The sequence below is a fragment of the Streptomyces sp. NPDC102258 genome (assembly GCF_055584685.1).
The window spans coordinates 147840-165254 of sequence record NZ_JBVJLO010000002.1 but is presented as its reverse complement, the minus strand read 5'-3'; the positions used below and the strand labels follow the sequence as shown (position 1 = coordinate 165254).

Genomic DNA, 17415 nt, shown 5'->3' with positions numbered 1-17415 from the left:
ATGCACACCAAGGGGGACGGGCTCCGCGCCTGGGTGACCGGGCTGGACGACCGCGCACTCCGAGAACTGCTGCTGATTCCGAACATGTTGGCGCACATACCGGGGATCGCCGGCGCCCCGAACGGGCTGACCCCGCGCCTACGGCGCCGAGAGGTCCAGGCGGCACGTACCTGGCTGAGCCGCACCGGCGCGGGCGGTCTCGCGGTGATCGCACAGTACGCGTCGGACTGGACGACATACCGCTTGGAGCGGTGTCACGGGTACACGTCGGAGCAGTTGTCGGAGCTCGCCGTGGAGCCGCTGCGGAAGATGCTGGGTGAGCTCGATCCCGTGCTCGCCCAGATCACCTTGTACGGCCTGCGCGACAGTCCTGTCGCCGAGGGCGGGTCGGTGGAGGACCACTGGGACGACCTGTGGGCCGCCGCGTCGGCCATGGGGACGCTGTGCAGGTGCGAGCGTGGCGACGGACCGTGCCGGCCTGCGGGCAGATCCGAGGTCGCGTTCGCGGATGGGGCCGACCCCGGCGAGGAAGCCGTCGAGACGGATGGCATACGAGAAGAGGGCTACCCGTTGACCGTGGGGATCACAGAGGAGCAGCTGCTCGCGTCGCGACAGGCGTTGAGGGAGGGGGCGGCGGAACTGGGCCGGGTGCTGGAAGAGGCACTCGGACGAGTCCGGGCGGGACGGGCCGTTCCGGAGCTGCTGTCCGTGCGGTTGGAGGAATGGCGCGAGATCCGGTCCCGGATCGCGGAAGGACTCGCCGTCGGCGGCCGGGCGTGGTCGGCGGAAGCGGGACTTCCCGAACTCGACCTACATATCCAGGGGGTGCGGGCCGCCGGGGAGGAGCTCCGCCGGCTGGACCAGGACCGCGAGGGGCTGCGCCTCGTATTGGAGCGGACCGCGTCCGACGCACCGCACCGCATTCCGCTGCAGCAGTCGCTGACGGCGCTGGAGGCGCGCATCGGCGAACTCGTGGCGGCGGGGGCCCATGCCGTATGCGCCGCACCGGGAGGGGTCGGGCCCACCGGTCCGGTCGAAGGTTCCGAGGCGGCAGGCCAACCGGAATCGGGCCCGGCGACGGAGCACGCACCGGCGACGGACGAGCTTCCGGAGCCGGCCGTCGAGTCCGGCCCGGCCACGGTGTCCGCCGTGGAGTCGGGCCGGGACCCGGGCTCGGAACCGGACCCCGTTGACGTCCCGGACGCGGAGCCGGCCGCGGTCCGGCCCCCGGAGGCCGGACCGACGGCCCTGGCGGCGGACTCCGTCCCCATGCGGCAGGCGGGCGCCACGCCGGTCACCGACGCCGAGGCCGTTCCCGGGCCGGGGCCCGGGCCGACCATCGGGGCCGGGGCGCCGGCGGCCGACACGGACACCCCCGGCGCTCCGGCGGGATCCGTCCCCGCTTGGCAGACCGAACCCGCCTCGGCACCCGAGGCGGAGGCCGTGCCCGACCCCGGCCGAGCCGGCGCCGCCGGGGCACTGGCCCCGCCCGAGAAGCGTGCAGACACGGATGCCCCTGCCGTCCCCGCGGAGACCGCGGCGCCGCCCGTGGCGGAATCCGTCCCCACTCAGCAGGCGGGGGCCGCGCCCGAGCCGGGGGCCACGGCTTCGGCTGCCGTCCCCACTCGCCGTGCAGCCGCCGCGTCGGCGCCCGACCCCGAGGGCGGTCCCGTGTCGGCCGTGCCCGACGGAGCGCGGGGCCCTGCGGCGAAGCGGGCCGAGACCGGCGCGACCGTACGGGCTCCCGGTGCGGTGGCGGCGGCCAAGGCGGCCTTTCTGCCCTGGAAACCGCCGGTGGTGGACGGTGTCGGGGAGGCCGCCGTGGCCCGGCTGATCGCCCAGGGCCGCTTCCAGGAGGCGTACTGGCTGACGGCCGGCTCGGCGGAGCCCGCACACCGCACCGATTGCCTCGCCTTCGCCGAGGCGGCCTTCGCCTGCGGCGACGAGGAGGAGGCCGTGGCCGTGATGACCGGCTTCGACCCGGAGATCCAGTTGCTCCAGGCCGACCGGCCTGCCCTGGTGCTGGCCGCCGTGGCCTCGCTGCGGGCCGGTCTGCTGGTGGGCTGGCCCAACGACCTCCTGATCCAGACGGACCTCTCCTCCACCGTGCCCGGCCCCTGGGGCAAGCTTCTCGAGCGGGCCGTCGACGCGCTGCGCCGGTACCACCGCCTCGACCTGGGCGCGACCCGCCTGGTCACCGACGACATGTCGGGACTCACCCCGGACCACCTCGCCTCCGAGGCCGCCGCCCTGCGCGACGCCCTGCGGCGCCAGCGCATCGGATACACCCGCGCGACCCAGGTCAGGACCCGTCTGATCGGTTCGGACCAGCCCCTGGGGAAGGCTCTGGACGGAGTCTGCGCCTGGGCCGCCGACCCGGCCGGGGCCGCCGGCCTGGACCAGATCTGGGAGCTCTTCCGCAAGCGCGGCTCCGCGGAACGCATGATCGAAGAGGCTGACGCCGAGATCCGCACGCCCAAGCAGGCGAAGGAGCCCATCGAGGCCGCCGCCAAGCGAGCCCTGTTGCGCAGCATCGAACAGGTGTCCGATCTGCTCTGCCGCGCGCGTGCTCTGGCCGCCCCCGTCGTCGACGAACGCGCGGACAGCACCACCGGCCTCCGTCACGCCCTGGACCAGGTACGCCTCGAAACGCCCCCGCCGGGCGTCGAAGGGGCCGCCCTGCTTCGGCTGCGCACCTGGCTGCTGGACGGTGACCGCTCCCCCGGCACCGCCGTCCCGGCACGCGACCCCGACGCCGTACGCGTGCTGGACCGACCCCAGGCGGAGGCCCTGCTCGCGGCGCCGGAGCTCCCGCGGTCGGCCGCAGGTACGCCCCGGCCCGACGCGGAGGGCTTCACCGAGGCCGTCCTCACCCTGCTGGAGCCGGTCGACGTGCGCACCGTACTGCGGACGTACGTCGAGCGCGGCGACCTGCACCTCGCCGACGCCCTGGTCGCGGCACTGGAACAGGACCTCGTCCCCGCCCTCCCGCAAGGCCTCGAATCCGTACCGCGCGATTGGCGCCAGCTGCGCGACCCGGAGTGGACACGCTGGAGCACGGTCCACCGCAAGGCCCACGCCGCAGTCGGCGCCCTCCTCGCCGAACTGCGCGCTCAGCAACTGGACATGCTGACGGAGCGGGAACTCGTCGGCCGCCTCGAAGAGCTCCGCCGACCCGTTCCGGAGGGGGCGTTCGGCCGTGCCTGCGCGGGCCTCGGCGTCCTGGAGGGCGAGATGCGGGCGAAGGTCCAGGAGTACGTGGAGCACCTCCACGAAAGCCTGGCCGCGCTGAACCCGGCAACCGAGGAACTGCAACGCCTCACCTCGCTGCTCGACGCCGGGGACACGGTCACCGCCGAGGAATGCCTGGCACTGCTGCGCGAGGGAAAGCCCCTCCCCGACTGGAGCAGTCCGGACTCGGGGGCGGAGCTGGAGCGCTTCACCGCCGGGATCGAGCTGTCCGGGGTGCGCAAAGCCACCGGAGCCCAGGGTTACTCCGCCCGACCGTGGGCCGACTTCTACCTGGACGGGGAGCCCCTCACCGAGGGCGCACGGAGCGGGCTGGACTCGTGGGACGCCCTATGCCGCCCCGCCACCCGCGGCTCGGAGTGGCAGCGCCACATCCCGTCGGTCCTGCGCGTGCTGGGACTGGAGTGTCCCCAGACACCGGTCCGGGACCAGCAGCACGAGGTGCGCGGGGTCCTGCGGCTCATGGCGCGGGCCCGGGCGAGCGAGACGGCTCCCGGCTACGTGGCGGCCCTGGGGTCGGCCGCGTCCTCGTACACGATCCTCGTCGTCTCCGACGAGCAGCGCGGCCGCAGTCCGCTGGAACTGCTGGACAGCAGCGACTCCGGGGCCTGCCTGATCCTTTACCTGTACCCGCTCGGGCTGAACGGGCGCCGGGAGATGGCGGCTCGTGCGCGCACTGCCTCCTCCCAGCAGGCGCTGGTGGTGGACCCCGCCGTGTTCGGGTGGGTCGCGGCGCGCTCCCCGCGGTCCTTCCGGGCCACCCAACGGGTCACCCTGCCCTGGACGGCGTACAACCCATACACGCCGTTCGTGGCCGGGCTCGTACCGCCGGAGGTCTTCTACGGGCGGCAGGAGGAGATCGCCGCCGTCACGGACCCGCTCGGCGCGCTGTTCCTCTACGGCGGGCGCCAGCTGGGCAAGTCCGCCCTCCTTCGCAAGGTGCAGGCGTCCTTCCCCGGCACCCCCGGCCACAAGGCCATCTACGTCGACCTCAAGGCGCGCGGGGTGGGTGAGGCCGAGCCCGCCGAACGCATCTGGGCGGTGCTCGGGGACGAGCTGCGGCGCGTGGGCGTGCTCGGCGATTCAGCGGATGCCGTCCACGCGCCTGACGTGCTGCTCGACCGGGTGGAGAGGTGGCTGGAGGAGAGCCACGACCGGCGGGTGCTGGTGCTCGCGGACGAGGCCGACGCCTTCCTGACCGCGGACTCCAAGGCCGTACGCGGGCGGGGCGGCGAGGCGACCTTCTCTAACGTCCTGCGGCTGAAGGGGCTGATGGACCGCACCGACCGGCGCTTCAAGATCGTCTTCGCGGGTCTGCACCAAGTGCAGCGCTTCAGCCACCTTTCCAACGTGCCTTTGACGCACGGCGGTCCGGACGTACTGATCAGCACGCTGAAGCCGGCCGAGGCGCAGCGACTGGTCGTCGAGCCGATGGCGGCCTTCGGGTACCGCTTCGAACGGCCCGAGCTGGTCTGGCGGGTCCTCGCCGCGACGAACTACCAGGCGTGCCTGGTCCAGATCTTCTGCGAGCGGCTCGTCGCGGCCCTGCGCGGGAAGTCGCTCGCCTCGGCGAAGTGGCCGATCACGGTCACCGACGAGGACGTCCGGTCCGTGACCGGATCCGCCCAGGTCCACCGGCACATCGCGGAGCGGCTACGGATCACGATCAACCTGGAGGACCGCTACCGGGTCCTCGCTCTGGTGATCGCGCTGCGCAGCCAGGAGGACCGCTATCGGTGCGGCTACGACGCCGACGAGCTGCTGAGGGCGGCCAAGGAGCGCTGGCGGGAGGGGTTCAGTTCGCTCACCGCCAGCGACGTACGGATCTACCTGGACGAGATGGTCGGGCTGGGCTTGCTGATCCAGCTTGCCGACGCGCGCCTGTACGCCGTCCGCAGCCCGAACGTCGTCAGCATGCTGGGCACCCGGGAGGATCTCGAACTCGAATTGCAGCAGACCGAGTTCGACCTCCCCTACGACTACAACCCGCGCTTCTCGCGGCGTTTCGTCGGTCCTGACGGCGAGGGCATCGCCCGCTACAGCCCGTTGACAGAACACCAGCTCCACCTGGTCACGACGCCGGGGGTGGCGGCGGTGTGCCTGACCGAGGCACACGGCCCGGTACTCGTGAAACGCGCGGTGAAGTCGTACTCCACGGCGCGCGCACTGGACTTCCGGGAGGCGGCGCCCGGGGACCTGCCCCGGGCGTGGACCGCGGACGCGGACACCCGGCCCTTCCTGCTCCTGGCGGACCTCCGGGGCCGCGGGCCGGCCGAGGTCACCGAATGGACACAGGCCCTGCACGCCCACGCCTCCCCGCCGGAGGGCGGCACGCCCCACCGGACGGCCGTCCTGCTGATCGACCCGGCCGAGCTGGGCCGGAAGGACGAACTCATCACGTGTGTGGTGCGTCCCGAACGGTGGACCGCGGACAGCCTGCGCGCCTGGCCCGAGTGTCCGTTCGACACCCCCGACAAACGGCGACGGGTCACCGAAGTCACCGGCGGCTGGCCACACCTGTTGGAGCGGACCGTACACCGCATCACCCGCGAGGGCTCCACGCTCGAAGCGGCTCTGGAGGACGCCCGGGACTTCATCGGGCGGCGCGACTTCGCCCGCGTCCATCTGGAGCGCGTCGGGCTCGACGCCCAGCTGACCCAGGTGCTGACCGAATGGAGCCAATATGTGGAACCGGGCGAGGGGTGTGACTACGCCGACATCGCCTCCGTCACGGGGCTGCGGATCGACGAGGTCGGATCGCTCGTGGAACGGCTGCTGGACCACGGGGTACTGGACGACGGACCGGAGGGCTGCTCGCTGGACCGGATCACCTTCCGGGCGCTCCAGGTCCTGTCGGAACTGTCGTGACTTCCGGGCCACGACCGCCCTCCGGGACCCAGGTGACCACGCTGCCCGGAACGCGGTTGTGGATGCGCGGGCTGCTGGGTGACCTCGGGGCGGGTAAAAGCTGCCTGTGCCTGTTGCCCGAGACCCAGTTGACCGGCGCACCGGCCGCCGCCGAAGTCCTGCTGGACGAGCTGCTGCACGAGCTGACGGACTTCGTCGTCGTCCCCGCGCCGGGGGACGGCGCTGCGCCGCCCGGAGGCCCCGCCCCGGCCCCGCCGCCCGCCGTGTCCCCGGAACCGTGGGGCGGCATGGAACCGATCCTGGACTACGACGACGGCCTGTCCGCCTTCTCGGCCGTTCGGACACGTAACGCGGCGGTGCCGCGTGCGCGCGCGGAGTCGGCGGCGCCGGACCCCCGCAAGGAGGAACCCGACTCCCACTCCCTGGCCGACCGGATCATCAAGGAACTCGGCGACGCGGCCTCCGACGGCTCGGACCGGTGCCAGGAAGGCACGGGGATCGAGGGGCTCCTCGAACGCCTCACTACCGATCCGGGCGGCCCCGGTGCGACTCGGGTGATCGTGGTACGCGGCTGGCGTGAGCCGGCTCCGGCCGCCGCAACCGATCTGCTGCGCCGACTGTCCGCCACCGTCAAGGCGGCCGGCCTGCCCCCGGACCTGCGGCCGCGGCTACTGGTGGTGACCACGCCCACGGGGCTGCCCGTCGAGCTGCCGGAACAGATCGTGCGCGAGGACGTCGGCGTGCACTGGTGGTGGGGCGCCCTCGGCCGACTGGACACCGCGACCGTGGTGGCCATGGCCCGGCCCCGCCCGTCCGGCCCGGCCGCCCGGCACCAGCTCCTCGAAGCGGTGGCGCAGGCGACCGTGGTCGAAGTGTGCGGGCCCTTCCTCGATCTGGCGGCGCGCCTGTCGGTCGAGTGGGACGGACTCCCCGACGGTCTTCCCGAGAGGTTACGACGCCTCACGGCCGGACGGGCTTCCGACCGGGTGCCGATGCCCGGTCCGCGCGGTGCGGAGACGGCCGCGCCCCCGCTCCACCCGAACGCCTCGCTGCGCCCCGAATGGAACCTGGGCGCCCTGGACAGGTGGGAAGGCCGGGTGCGCCGCCGCCCCGACGGCGGGCTCGAAAACGAAGACGGGGTGCGCACCAGTATCTGGCTGGCGCAGAACCACGCCCTGCTGCCCCTGCTCGACGACGCACGTGAGCGGTTCGCCGAGGTGATCGGGGCCCGGGCGCGCTTCTCCGCGGCCGAGCTCACCGCCCTCTACGGCCGGCAGGCCGAGATGGAACTCGGCGCGATGTGGCGCGCCCACCTCCAAGGCCACGTCCGGCTCACCCAGCGCGAGGCTGACCGGCTGCGCACCCTGTGGATGTCCCGCAACAAACTCGCCCACCGCACGGCGCTCGACAACACCGCCCTCGAAGCGCTGGTCGACGTGCTGTGCTCCTGAGCGACGGCATCTCCCGCGAGAAAACCAGGGCGCCTCCTTCTCGCCGCCGACGCTACCGGTCCCACGCCGGCGGCTGCCCCCGGGTAACGCGAGAGCGGTCTACTCCCAGTCGTCCCACGGCGGCTCCGTCTCGTCGAAGTCGAAGGGCGGCTCGTCGCCCTCCGCCGCGGCGGGCCGCGACTCGGGTACGGGGCCGGCCGGCGGCGCGGCGGTGGAAGCGGCCGGGGCGGGCTCGGCGCCGGCCGGGGGCGTGGCGGCGCATTCCGCCAGGGTGGCCAGGACGCCCTCGCCGTACTTGGCGAGCTTGGCCTCGCCGACCCCGCCCACCGTGGCCAGCTCCTCCACCGAGCCCGGCAGCAGGGTCGCGATCTCCCGCAGCGTCGCGTCGTGGAAGACGACGTACGCGGGGACGCCCTGCTCGCGGGCCGTCGCGGCGCGCCAGGCGCGCAGCGCGAGGAACACCGGCTCGGCCGCCGCCGGCAGGTCGACCGGCACGCGGGCCGCGCCCTTCCCGGAACGCGAACCGGACTCCTTGCGCGGCGGGGCCACGGGCGCCTTCTCCTTGCGGAGCATGACGGTGCGGCGACCGCCCAGCACCTCGCCGCTGTCGTCCGTCAGGACCAGCGTGCCGTAGTCGCCCTCCACCGCCAGCAGCCGCTGCGCCAGCAGCTGGCGGACGACGCCGCGCCACTCCGCGGTGCCCAGGTCGGCGCCGACGCCGAAGACCGACAGGCCGTCGTGGTCGAACTGGATGACCTTGGCGGTCTTCTTGCCCTGGAGGATGTCGATGATCTGCCCGGCGCCGAACTTCTGGCGCCGCTCCTTGGCCAGCCGCCACACCGTGGACAGCAGCTTCTGCGCGGCGACCGTCCCGTCCCAGGACTCCGCCGGGGTCAGGCACGTATCGCAGTTGCCGCACGGTTCGCCGGACTGGCCGAAGTACTCCAGCAGCCGCGAGCGCCGGCAGTCGACCGTCTCGCACAGCGCGAGCATGGCGTCCAGGTGCATGCCCAGGGACCGGCGGTGCGCCTCGTCCCCCTCGGAGCCCTCGATCAGCTTGCGCTGCTGGACCACGTCCTGGAGCCCGTACGCGAGCCACGCGGTGGCGGGCTCGCCGTCGCGGCCGGCGCGGCCGGTCTCCTGGTAGTAGCCCTCGACGGACTTCGGCAGGTCCAGGTGGGCCACGAAGCGGACGTCGGGCTTGTCGATGCCCATGCCGAAGGCGATCGTCGCGACCACCACGACCCCGTCCTCCCGCAGGAAGCGGGCCTGGTTGGCGGCGCGCGTCCGGGCGTCCATCCCGGCGTGGTACGCCACCGCGTCGATGCCCTGCTCGACCAGGAACGCGGCGGTCTTCTCCACCGAGGACCGGGACAGGCAGTAGACGACTCCCGCGTCCCCCTCGTGCTCGGTGCGGATCAGCTCCAGGAGCTGCTTGAGCGGGTTGTTCTTTGGGGCGATGCGGTACTGGATGTTCGGCCGGTCGAAGCTCGCGACGAACTGCCGGGCCTCCTCCAGGCCGAGCCGCGCCACGATCTCCGCGTGCGTGGCCTCGGTGGCGGTGGCGGTCAGCGCGATCCGCGGCACCTTCGGCCAGCGCTCGTGCAGCATGGACAGCGCGAGGTAGTCGGGCCGGAAGTCGTGGCCCCACTGGGCGACGCAGTGCGCCTCGTCGATCGCGAACAGGGACACCTTGCCCCGGTCGAGCAGCCGCCGCGTGCCCTCGCCGCGCAGCCGCTCGGGCGCCAGGTAGAGCAGGTCCAGCTCGTCGGCGAGGAAGGCCTGCTCGACGGACTGGCGCTCCTGCGGGTCCTGCGTCGAATTGAGGAAGCCCGCCCGCACCCCGAGCGCGGTGAGCGCGTTCACCTGGTCCTGCATCAGGGCGATGAGCGGCGAGATCACCACGCCCGTGCCCTCCCTGACGAGCGCCGGGATCTGGTAGCAGAGCGATTTGCCGCCGCCGGTCGGCATCAGCACGAGGGCGTCGCCGCCCGCGACGACCTGATCGATGATCTCCTGCTGCGCACCGCGGAAGGAGCTGTAGCCGAACACGCGGTGCAGTACTTGCAGCGCGTCGGAGGTGTCGGGGGGAGCGTCCGGAAGGGCCATTCGAGAAGCCTAGCGGCCCCCGCCGACCCCCCCGACCGCACGGCCCGAACCTGTGGACAACCCGGCGCCACGGGTCCGGCCCCGCCCGGTACGGGGCGGGGCCGGACCGTCCGCCGAAGGCTACGGCGCCATCTCGTACGCGCCGGCCAGCGCCTCGACGCGCTCCCAGACGCGGGCCGAGCGGGCCTCGTCGACGACGGGGCGCCGGACCGCGCCGAGCGCCCACTCCTGCTGGGCCGCGGTGGCGCTGTCCTTGCCGTGCAGCTCGACGGCGTGCGCGGAGAAGTCGCGCACGAGGACGGCGAACAGTTCGTCGAGCACGTCCTCGTCGAGGCCGGTCAGCCGGGCCTGCTCCAGGATCAGCTGGCCGTGGACGACGAGCGCGAAGAGCTGGCCGACGGCGAGCAGCAGGTCGAGATCGCGGCTCTGCTCCTCGTCGGGGGCGGCGGTGGTCACGAACGCGCACAGGGCGTCGGCCTGCTCGCGGAAGCGGGCGACGTTCGGGACGGCGGCGTAGACGTCGTAGGCGGGGCGCCAGTCGTGGAAGCGTACGGAGCCCAGGCCGCGGGCCGGTCCCTGCCGGAAGAGGAAGCCGTCGTCGGCGGCGTCGTGGCGGGTCGGTACGGGGGCGTACGCGACGGGCTCCAACAGGTGGTTGCGCATGAACTTGAGGATCAGCGCCAGGTTGACGTGGACCGTGCCCTCCAGCTTGGGCAGGCCGCGGATCTCGACGGCCGCCTGGGCGAAGTAGTTGTCCTTCTCGAAGCCCTTGGCGGCGATGACGTCCCACATGAGGTCGATGACCTTCTCGCCCTCCGTGGTCACCTTCATCTTCGTCATCGGGTTGAAGAGGAGGTAGCGGCGGTCCTCGGGACCGGCGGAGCGGAAGTAGTCGACCGCGCGGTCGCTGAAGAGCTTCATGCCGACGAGGCGTACGTAGGCGTCGGCCAGCTCGCGGCGCACGTGCGGGAACGCGGTGACCGGGCGGCCGTACAGGATGCGGCCGTGCGCGTGGGTGACGGCCTCGTACATCGCGTGCTCGCAGATGCCGATGGAGGCGGTGCAGAGGTTGAACTTGCCGACGTTGACGGTGTTGAGGGCGGCGTCGAAGGCGGCGCGGCCGGTGTGCAGGACGTCGGCGGCGGACACCGGGTAGTCCTCCAGGCGGAACTCGCTGACGAACTTGGAGGAGTCCACGACGTTCTTGACCAGGTGGTACGCCGGGTGGCGGCTGTCGGCGGCGAAGAAGACGTAGCCGTCGGGGCCCTCGACGTCGGTGCGGCGGCCGAAGACGGAGACGAGGCCCGCGGCGTTGCCGTTGCCGATGTAGTACTTGGAGCCGGTCGCGCGGAAGCCGCCGTCGCCGTCCGGCTCCAGCAGCATGTCCGTGGAGTAGATGTCGGCGCCGTGGGTCTTCTCGGACAGGCCGAAGGCGAAGACCTCGCCCTGCTCCAGGAGCTCGGCGGCGCGGGCGCGGGCGTCGGCGTTGTCGCTCTGCCAGACGGGGCCGAGGCCGAGGATGGTGACCTGCCAGGCGTACCAGTAGTCGAGTCCGTAGAACCCGAAGACCTCGTTCAGGGCGGCGATGCGGGCGGTGTCCCAGCGCTGGTCCTCGCGTCCGGCGGCGGAGGCCGGGGTGAGGAAGGTCGCGAACAGGTTCTCCTTGGCCGCGAACGCGAGGAAGTCGCCCAGCCAGGCGCGCGTGCGGTAGTCCTCGATGAGCCGGCGCTTGCCGCGCGCCTCGAACCAGTCGACGGTCGCGCGCAGCAGCCTGCGGGTCTCGGGGTCGAAGTGCGCCGGGTCGTAGGTGCGCGGGTTGAACAGCAGGTCGTCGGCCATGGAGGTCGCCTTCCGGGTGCGGTCGGGGAGGGGTCGGTCGGGGGGTATGCGCGTCAGCTGGGCGCGGGGCCGGCGGCGAGCCGGTGGAGGGTGGCGAGGACGTCGTCGAGCCAGGCGATCGTCATGCGCTCGTACGCGATGCCGCCGCGCAGCACGACGTGCTGGAGCTCCTGTCCGGCGTCGAGCGGGGCGGGCGCCTCCGGGCCGGTGAAGTCGCGCAGCTCGCCGGCCAGGTAGTGGGCGAGCCGGTCGCCGTGCGCCGCGCGGTGCCGTTCGACCTCGCCGACCAGGGCGGCCGGGTCGTCGAAGGCGGCGCCGCGGATCTTCACGGCGAGGTCGTGGCGCAGGCTTTCGGGGTCGATCGGTTCGTGCAGCCAGCGGGCGAGGGCGGCGCTGCCCGGGGCGGCAACGGAGTACTCCTTCTTGTCCGGCCGGCCCTGCTGCGGCACCTCGCGGACGGCCAGCAGGCCGTCGCGTTCCATCCGCCCGAGCACGCGGTAGATCTGCTGGTGGGTGGCGGTCCAGAAGTGGCCGATGGAACGGTCGAACCGCCGGGCCAGCTCGTAACCGGAGCCCGGTTTCTCCAGCAGGGAGACGAGTATCGCGTGGTCGAGCGCCATGCCCCGATCTTTCTATGCAACTCGTTGCATAGACAAGATCCGGCGCCCCGGTGAGACGCGGCTCACCCCGGCCTCCCCCACACACGTGTGGCCCCGCACGTCACGGGACGCGCGGGGCCACACACCGGATGGTGCGGGTGCCGGTCACCAATAGTGGCGCCGACCGCCGACGGCGTGACCGACCGAACCCAGGATCCACAGCACCGCCCCGATCACGAGCAGAACGATTCCGATCGTCCACAGGATGGAGATACCGGTCACGAAGCCGATGATCAGGAGGATGAGACCAACGATGAGCATGGTGTCCCTCGCTTTCCCGTCAGGAACGCGGCGGTGGATCCGCCGGGGGTGTCTCACTTGACGTTCTACCCTGCGCTCGCGTCCTTAGCCGGGTGCCGGCCCCGAAATATCGAACCGTCGGCCGAGCCCAAGGAGGTCAGAGGGGTTCGACGTCCAGGAACGCCGCGAGGGCCGCCTCCTCGGTCGTGGCGGCGCCCGGGGAGTCGGCGCCGCCGGGCTCGCCCGGCAGGTGCTGCTCCGCCCAGATGACCTTGCCGTCCGGCGTGTAGCGGGTGCCCCAGTGCTCGCTGAGCTGCGCCACCAGGAACAGCCCGCGCCCGCCCTCGTCGGTGGTGGCGGCGTAGCGCAGGTGCGGGGCGGTGCTGCTGCCGTCCCACACCTCGCAGGTCAGGGTGTGGTCGTACAGCAGCCGGACCCGGACCGGGGTGCCGCCGTGCCGCAGGGCGTTGGTGATCAGTTCGCTGAGGATGAGCTCCGTGGCGAAGCCGAGTTCCGCGAGGCCCCAGGCGTCGAGCTTGCGCGCCGCCGCGTTGCGTACGGTGGCCACCTCGCTGGGCTCGAACGGCACCTCCCATTCCGCGACCCGGTCCGGGCCGAGGACGCGCGTACGGGCGATGAGCAGGGCCACGTCGTCGGACGGCCGGGTGGGCAGCAGCCGGTCGAGGACGGCCCGGCAGCTCTCCTGCGGATCCCGGTCCGGGTGGCTCAGCGCCGCGCGCAGCAGTTCCAGCCCCTCGCCGATGTCGCGGCCACGCTCCTCGACCAGCCCGTCGGTGTACAGGACGATCTGGCTGCCCTCCGCGAGGTGCAGCTCGGCGGTTTCGAAGGGCATGCCGCCCAGGCCGAGGGGCGGTCCGGCGGGCAGCTCCAGGATCTCGGTCGTGCCGTCGGGGGCGACCACGAGGGGCGGCAGGTGCCCGGCCCGGGCGGCCGTGCAGAGCCGGGAGACCGGGTCGTAGACGGCGTAGAGGCAGGTCGCCCCGAGGACGCCGCCGCCGGTGTCCTCGGCTTCGTGGTCGATGCGCTGTACGAGGTCGTCCAGGCGGGCGAGAAGCTCGTCGGGCGGCAGGTCGAGGGAGGAGAAGTTGTGCACGGCGGTGCGCAGCCGGCCCATGGTGGCGGCGGCGTGCAGGCCGTGCCCGACGACGTCGCCGACGACCAGCGCGACGCGGCTGCCCGGCAGCGGGATCACGTCGAACCAGTCGCCGCCCACCCCGGACTGCGCGGGCAGGTAGAAGTGCGCCACGTCGACGGCGCTCTGCGCGGGCAGGGCGCGCGGCAGCAGGCTCGTCTGGAGGGTCACGGCGAGGGCGTGCTCGCGGGTGTAGCGGCGGGCGTTGTCCATGCTGACGGCCGCGCGGGCGACGAGTTCCTCGGCGAGCGAGAGGTCGTCCTCGTCGAAGGGCTCCGGCTTCTCCGAGCGCCAGAAGTTGACCACGCCGAGTACGACGCCGCGGGCCGTGAGCGGGGCGGCGATCAGCGAGTGGATCCCGTAGTCGACGATGGCCCGGGCGCGCGGCGGGTCCTGGGCCTGCCAGCCCGGGGCGGCGCCCAGGCTGGGCACCAGTTCGGCCTCGCCGGTGCCGAAGCCGCGGGCCTGGGGGGTGGACGGCAGGAAGTCGATCAGCTTGCCGCGTGGGTAGAGGGGGTGGTCGGAGCGGATGCCGCTGACGGCGGTGCGGCGCATGTCGGCGCCCGGTGCGGGCTCGTCGCCGTCGAGGACCTGGTCGGCGAGGTCGACGGTGACGAAGTCGGCGAAGCGGGGGACGGCGACCCGGGCCAGCTCCTCGGCCGTACGGACCACGTCGAGGCTGGTCCCGATGTCGACCCCGGCGTCGTACAGCAGCTTGAGGCGCCTGCGGGCGGTGTCGGCGCGGGCGGTCAGCACCTGCATCTCGGTGGAGTCGCGGATGGTGACGGCGCTGCCGTCGCGGCGGCCGCCGGGGTGGGTGGGGCGCTGGTTGACCACGAGGAGCCGCTCGCCGGTCTCCAGCACCTCGTCGGTGGCCACCCGGCCGGAGAGCAGCAGGTCCGCCATCCTGCGGTCGAGTCCGGGCACGTCCCCGACGGAGCGGCCCTCGGCGTCGTCGGGCAGGCCGAGCAGCCGTTTGGCCTCGTCGTTGGCCAGCAGCAGCCGCCCGTCACCGTCGGTGATGAGTACGCCCTCGCGGACGGCGTGGAGCACCGCGTCGTGGTGCTCGTACATCCGGGTCATCTCCTGCGTGCCGAGCCCGTGGGTCTGGCGGCGCAGGCGCCGGCTGATCAGGGCGGTTCCGGCGGTGGCCAGGGCGAGGCCGGTGGCGATGGCCAGGAGGATGACGGGGAGCTGGCGGTCGACGACACCGGACACGTTCTTCACGGTCAGGCCCGCCGAGACCAGCGCGGTCACCTTGCCGTCGGGCGAGGTGACCGGCACCACCGCCTGGATCTCCCGGCCGAGCGGCCCGTCGACGCTCTCGGTGTAGGTGTGTCCGGCGAGGGAGGGCCCGATGGTGCCGACGAAGCGTTTGCCGATGCGGTCCGGCTTGGGGTGGGTGTAGCGGATGCCCTTGGTGTCCATCACCACGATGAAGTCCACGCCGGCTTGCTTGCGGGTCGCCTCGGTGACGGGCTGCAGGAGGGCGGACGGGTTCGGGTTCTTCAGGGCCGTCTGGAGGCCCACCGAGTGGGCGAACGTCTCGGCGACGGCGACCGAGCGGTTGCGCGCCTCCCGGTCGATGTCGTGCTTCGACTGGAGCAGCAGGGCCAGCAGGGCTCCGGCCGCGAGCAACACCACGATCGCCACCTGGAGGACGAATACCTGTCCGGCGACGGTCCTGAAGCGCTTGCCTAGGGGTGACCGCACCGACGTGCCCGGCACGGCTGGCGGCGAAGAAGGGTCACACGCCCAGTTGTAGCACTTTCGCTTGCCGCCGGCCCCCGGCAAGCGCAAACGGGTTCCGCCCGCCCTGTGCCGTTTCCCGCGCGGCGGCCGGTCCGGCGGCCGTTACGCCAGGGGCGCGGCGGGCGCGCCGATGGCGGCGGCGGCCGCCTGGGACGGCGTCGGGGCGGGCGTGACCTGCGGTGTCGGCGCGGCCGGCGGGGTGGGCGTGGCCGGCGGGGTGCAGGTGACCTCGTCGCGCGGGGTGTAGTGGGTGGTGAGGTCCTGGCGCCCGACCTCCTTGCCCCCCTGGACGAAGACCCGGCCCACGGAGACGTCGAAGCCTTCCAGCGGGGTCTGGACCTCGCAGTCGGGCCCGCTGCCCGTGCGCTTGCCGGGGGGCGTGATGTGGCTGCGCGGCCCCTTGGTGGCGCGTACCTCGTCGTACTTCTTCGTGCCGAGGAGGGTGATGGTCAGCGAGGTGTCGGTGGACCGGGCCTGGACGTAGAGGGCGTGGCCGGAGTCGTTGACCCAGCGCAGGTCCAGCGAGCCCCAGGCCACGGTGGCCTCGCGGCCTTCCGGGTAGCGCTCGATGTAGAACGAGTGGGCGCCGTGCTCGACGAGCCGGACGCCCGCGAAGAACGCGGCGTTGTACATGGTGGTCGCGACGGCCGAGACGCCGCCGCCGGGCGACTTCACGTACTGGCCGTCGTTGATCATGATGCCGTCGACGAAGCCGTTCTCCTTGGTGCGCTCGCCGACGGTCCGGTTGAAGCTCCACTCCTCGCCGGGCCGGACGACGGAGCCGTTGATCAGCTGCACGGCGCGGCCGATGTTGGTCGTGCGGTAGGGCGCGGCGGGAAAGTTGACCGTGAAGGAGGAGACCTTCTCCTTGATCCCGAGGCGCTCGGCCTCGGCACTGCTGAGGTCCGGTTCGACCGGCTGGGTGGCGACCTCGCCGCTGCGGGCGGCGCCGGTACGGGTCAGCAGGGGCAGCACGGCCTGGCCGAGCGCGGCCTGGGTGACCTGCTGCCCGGTGCGGCTGTCGGCGTCCACGACCGCGCGGCCGGCCGCGTCGACGCCGAGGACGGCGTCCCGCGGGGCCTGCACGGCCCGCTCCACGGGGCGGGCCACGGCGGGGTCGGCCAGCAGGCCCTTGGAGTCGAGGGCCGGGACGAGGCGGCCCTGGGCGTCCGGCTCCATCTTGAGGTGCGCGCCGAGGACGGCGGGGCCTATGGGTATCCGTCGGCCCGCGACGGCGACCGTCACCGGCCCCGACATCGCGGGCCGCGCGAACTGGTTCATGGCCCGCCCGGTCTCCTCGGCGCCGACGCGCGGCTCCTGGCGATCGACCGGCAGCACGACGGGGGCGGCGGCGCCGGCTAGGTAGGCCGCGCGGACGGTGTCGAGGGCGCGGTCCGCGACGAGGTCGATGCCGGGCCGCGGTTCTACGGCCTTGACGGCACCCTTCTCGAACGCGATCGACCCCTCGCGGACCTCCTGGCGGGTGTCCGCGTCGATGCGGTCCAGGGCGGCGCGGGCGGTCGGCTCGTCGAAGCGGACCACGGGCTCCACGTCCCGGCCGCCGGAGCTGAGGAGCCGGCCGATGACCGTGACCGGGTCGTGGCCCGCGCGGGCGGCCCGGTCGACGGTCGCGGCGGTGTCGAGGGACAGGCCGAGGGAGGCCGGGTCGGCCTTCTCCACGTGGTCGCCGATCTTCATGGCGACGGGGGCCGCGGCGAGGGGGCCGAGCTCGCGGGCCAGCGTCCGCCGGGCTTCCGCGCGGCTCATCCCGCCGAGGTCCACGCCCCGGACCCGGGTGCCCTGGTCGATGTCGCCGCCGGTCATGAGACCGGTGACGTAGAGGCCGCCCAGTCCGAGGACGGCGGCGCCGCCGACCAGCGGCACGGCGATGCGCCAGTTGCCCGTCCAGTTGCCCGCGCGTCCCATGTCACTCCCGTCAGACGGCCAATGCGAACCTTCATGATTGACCCGAAAGGGGTAATTTGGCTTGATTTGCGAGTGAGGTGTAATCGTTCTCACTCCGGTCCGGAACGTGCGGGGACACGCGAAGGCGCCCGCCCGAGCGTGAGCTCGGACGGGCGCCTGGCGTGCGGGT

At 73.0% G+C, this 17415-nt stretch carries 8 protein-coding genes; 2 read left to right on the top strand and 6 right to left on the bottom strand.

Going from position 1 to position 17415, the window contains the following annotated elements; all coding sequences use genetic code 11:
* Together ACZ6ZT_RS03920 and ACZ6ZT_RS03915 are read left to right on the top strand one after the other, a co-directional pair.
* Positions 1 to 6117, top strand: coding sequence for a hypothetical protein (locus tag ACZ6ZT_RS03920; RefSeq protein ID WP_469715256.1), 6117 nt, complete (start codon positions 1 to 3; stop codon positions 6115 to 6117).
* Positions 6118 to 6149: 32 nt separating this feature from the next.
* Positions 6150 to 7568, top strand: coding sequence for a hypothetical protein (locus ACZ6ZT_RS03915; RefSeq protein WP_469715255.1), 1419 nt, complete (start codon positions 6150 to 6152; stop codon positions 7566 to 7568).
* A gap of 99 nt (positions 7569 to 7667) precedes the next feature.
* Here ACZ6ZT_RS03915 and recQ read toward each other — a convergent pair whose 3' ends face one another.
* From recQ to ACZ6ZT_RS03885, 6 genes are all read right to left on the bottom strand, one after another.
* Positions 7668 to 9677, bottom strand: a complete 2010-nt coding sequence (gene recQ, locus ACZ6ZT_RS03910; protein WP_469715254.1) for a DNA helicase RecQ — start codon at positions 9675 to 9677, stop codon at positions 7668 to 7670.
* 120 nt (positions 9678 to 9797) lie between these two features.
* Complete coding sequence (locus tag ACZ6ZT_RS03905; RefSeq protein ID WP_469715252.1) at positions 9798 to 11516, bottom strand: acyl-CoA dehydrogenase family protein; 1719 nt, start codon at positions 11514 to 11516, stop codon at positions 9798 to 9800.
* 53 nt (positions 11517 to 11569) lie between these two features.
* Positions 11570 to 12136: a PadR family transcriptional regulator gene (locus ACZ6ZT_RS03900; RefSeq protein ID WP_469715251.1), complete on the bottom strand. Its 567-nt coding sequence runs from the start codon at positions 12134 to 12136 to the stop codon at positions 11570 to 11572.
* 144 nt (positions 12137 to 12280) lie between these two features.
* The gene (locus ACZ6ZT_RS03895) at positions 12281 to 12436 is read right to left on the bottom strand and encodes a DUF6131 family protein (protein ID WP_469715249.1); all 156 of its coding nucleotides are present in this window, start codon (positions 12434 to 12436) and stop codon (positions 12281 to 12283) included.
* Between the two features lie 136 nt (positions 12437 to 12572).
* The gene (locus ACZ6ZT_RS03890; protein WP_469715248.1) at positions 12573 to 15281 is read right to left on the bottom strand and encodes a SpoIIE family protein phosphatase; all 2709 of its coding nucleotides are present in this window, start codon (positions 15279 to 15281) and stop codon (positions 12573 to 12575) included.
* Between the two features lie 141 nt (positions 15282 to 15422).
* The gene (locus ACZ6ZT_RS03885; protein ID WP_469715246.1) at positions 15423 to 17246 is read right to left on the bottom strand and encodes a VanW family protein; all 1824 of its coding nucleotides are present in this window, start codon (positions 17244 to 17246) and stop codon (positions 15423 to 15425) included.
* Positions 17247 to 17415: the final 169 nt, after the last annotated feature.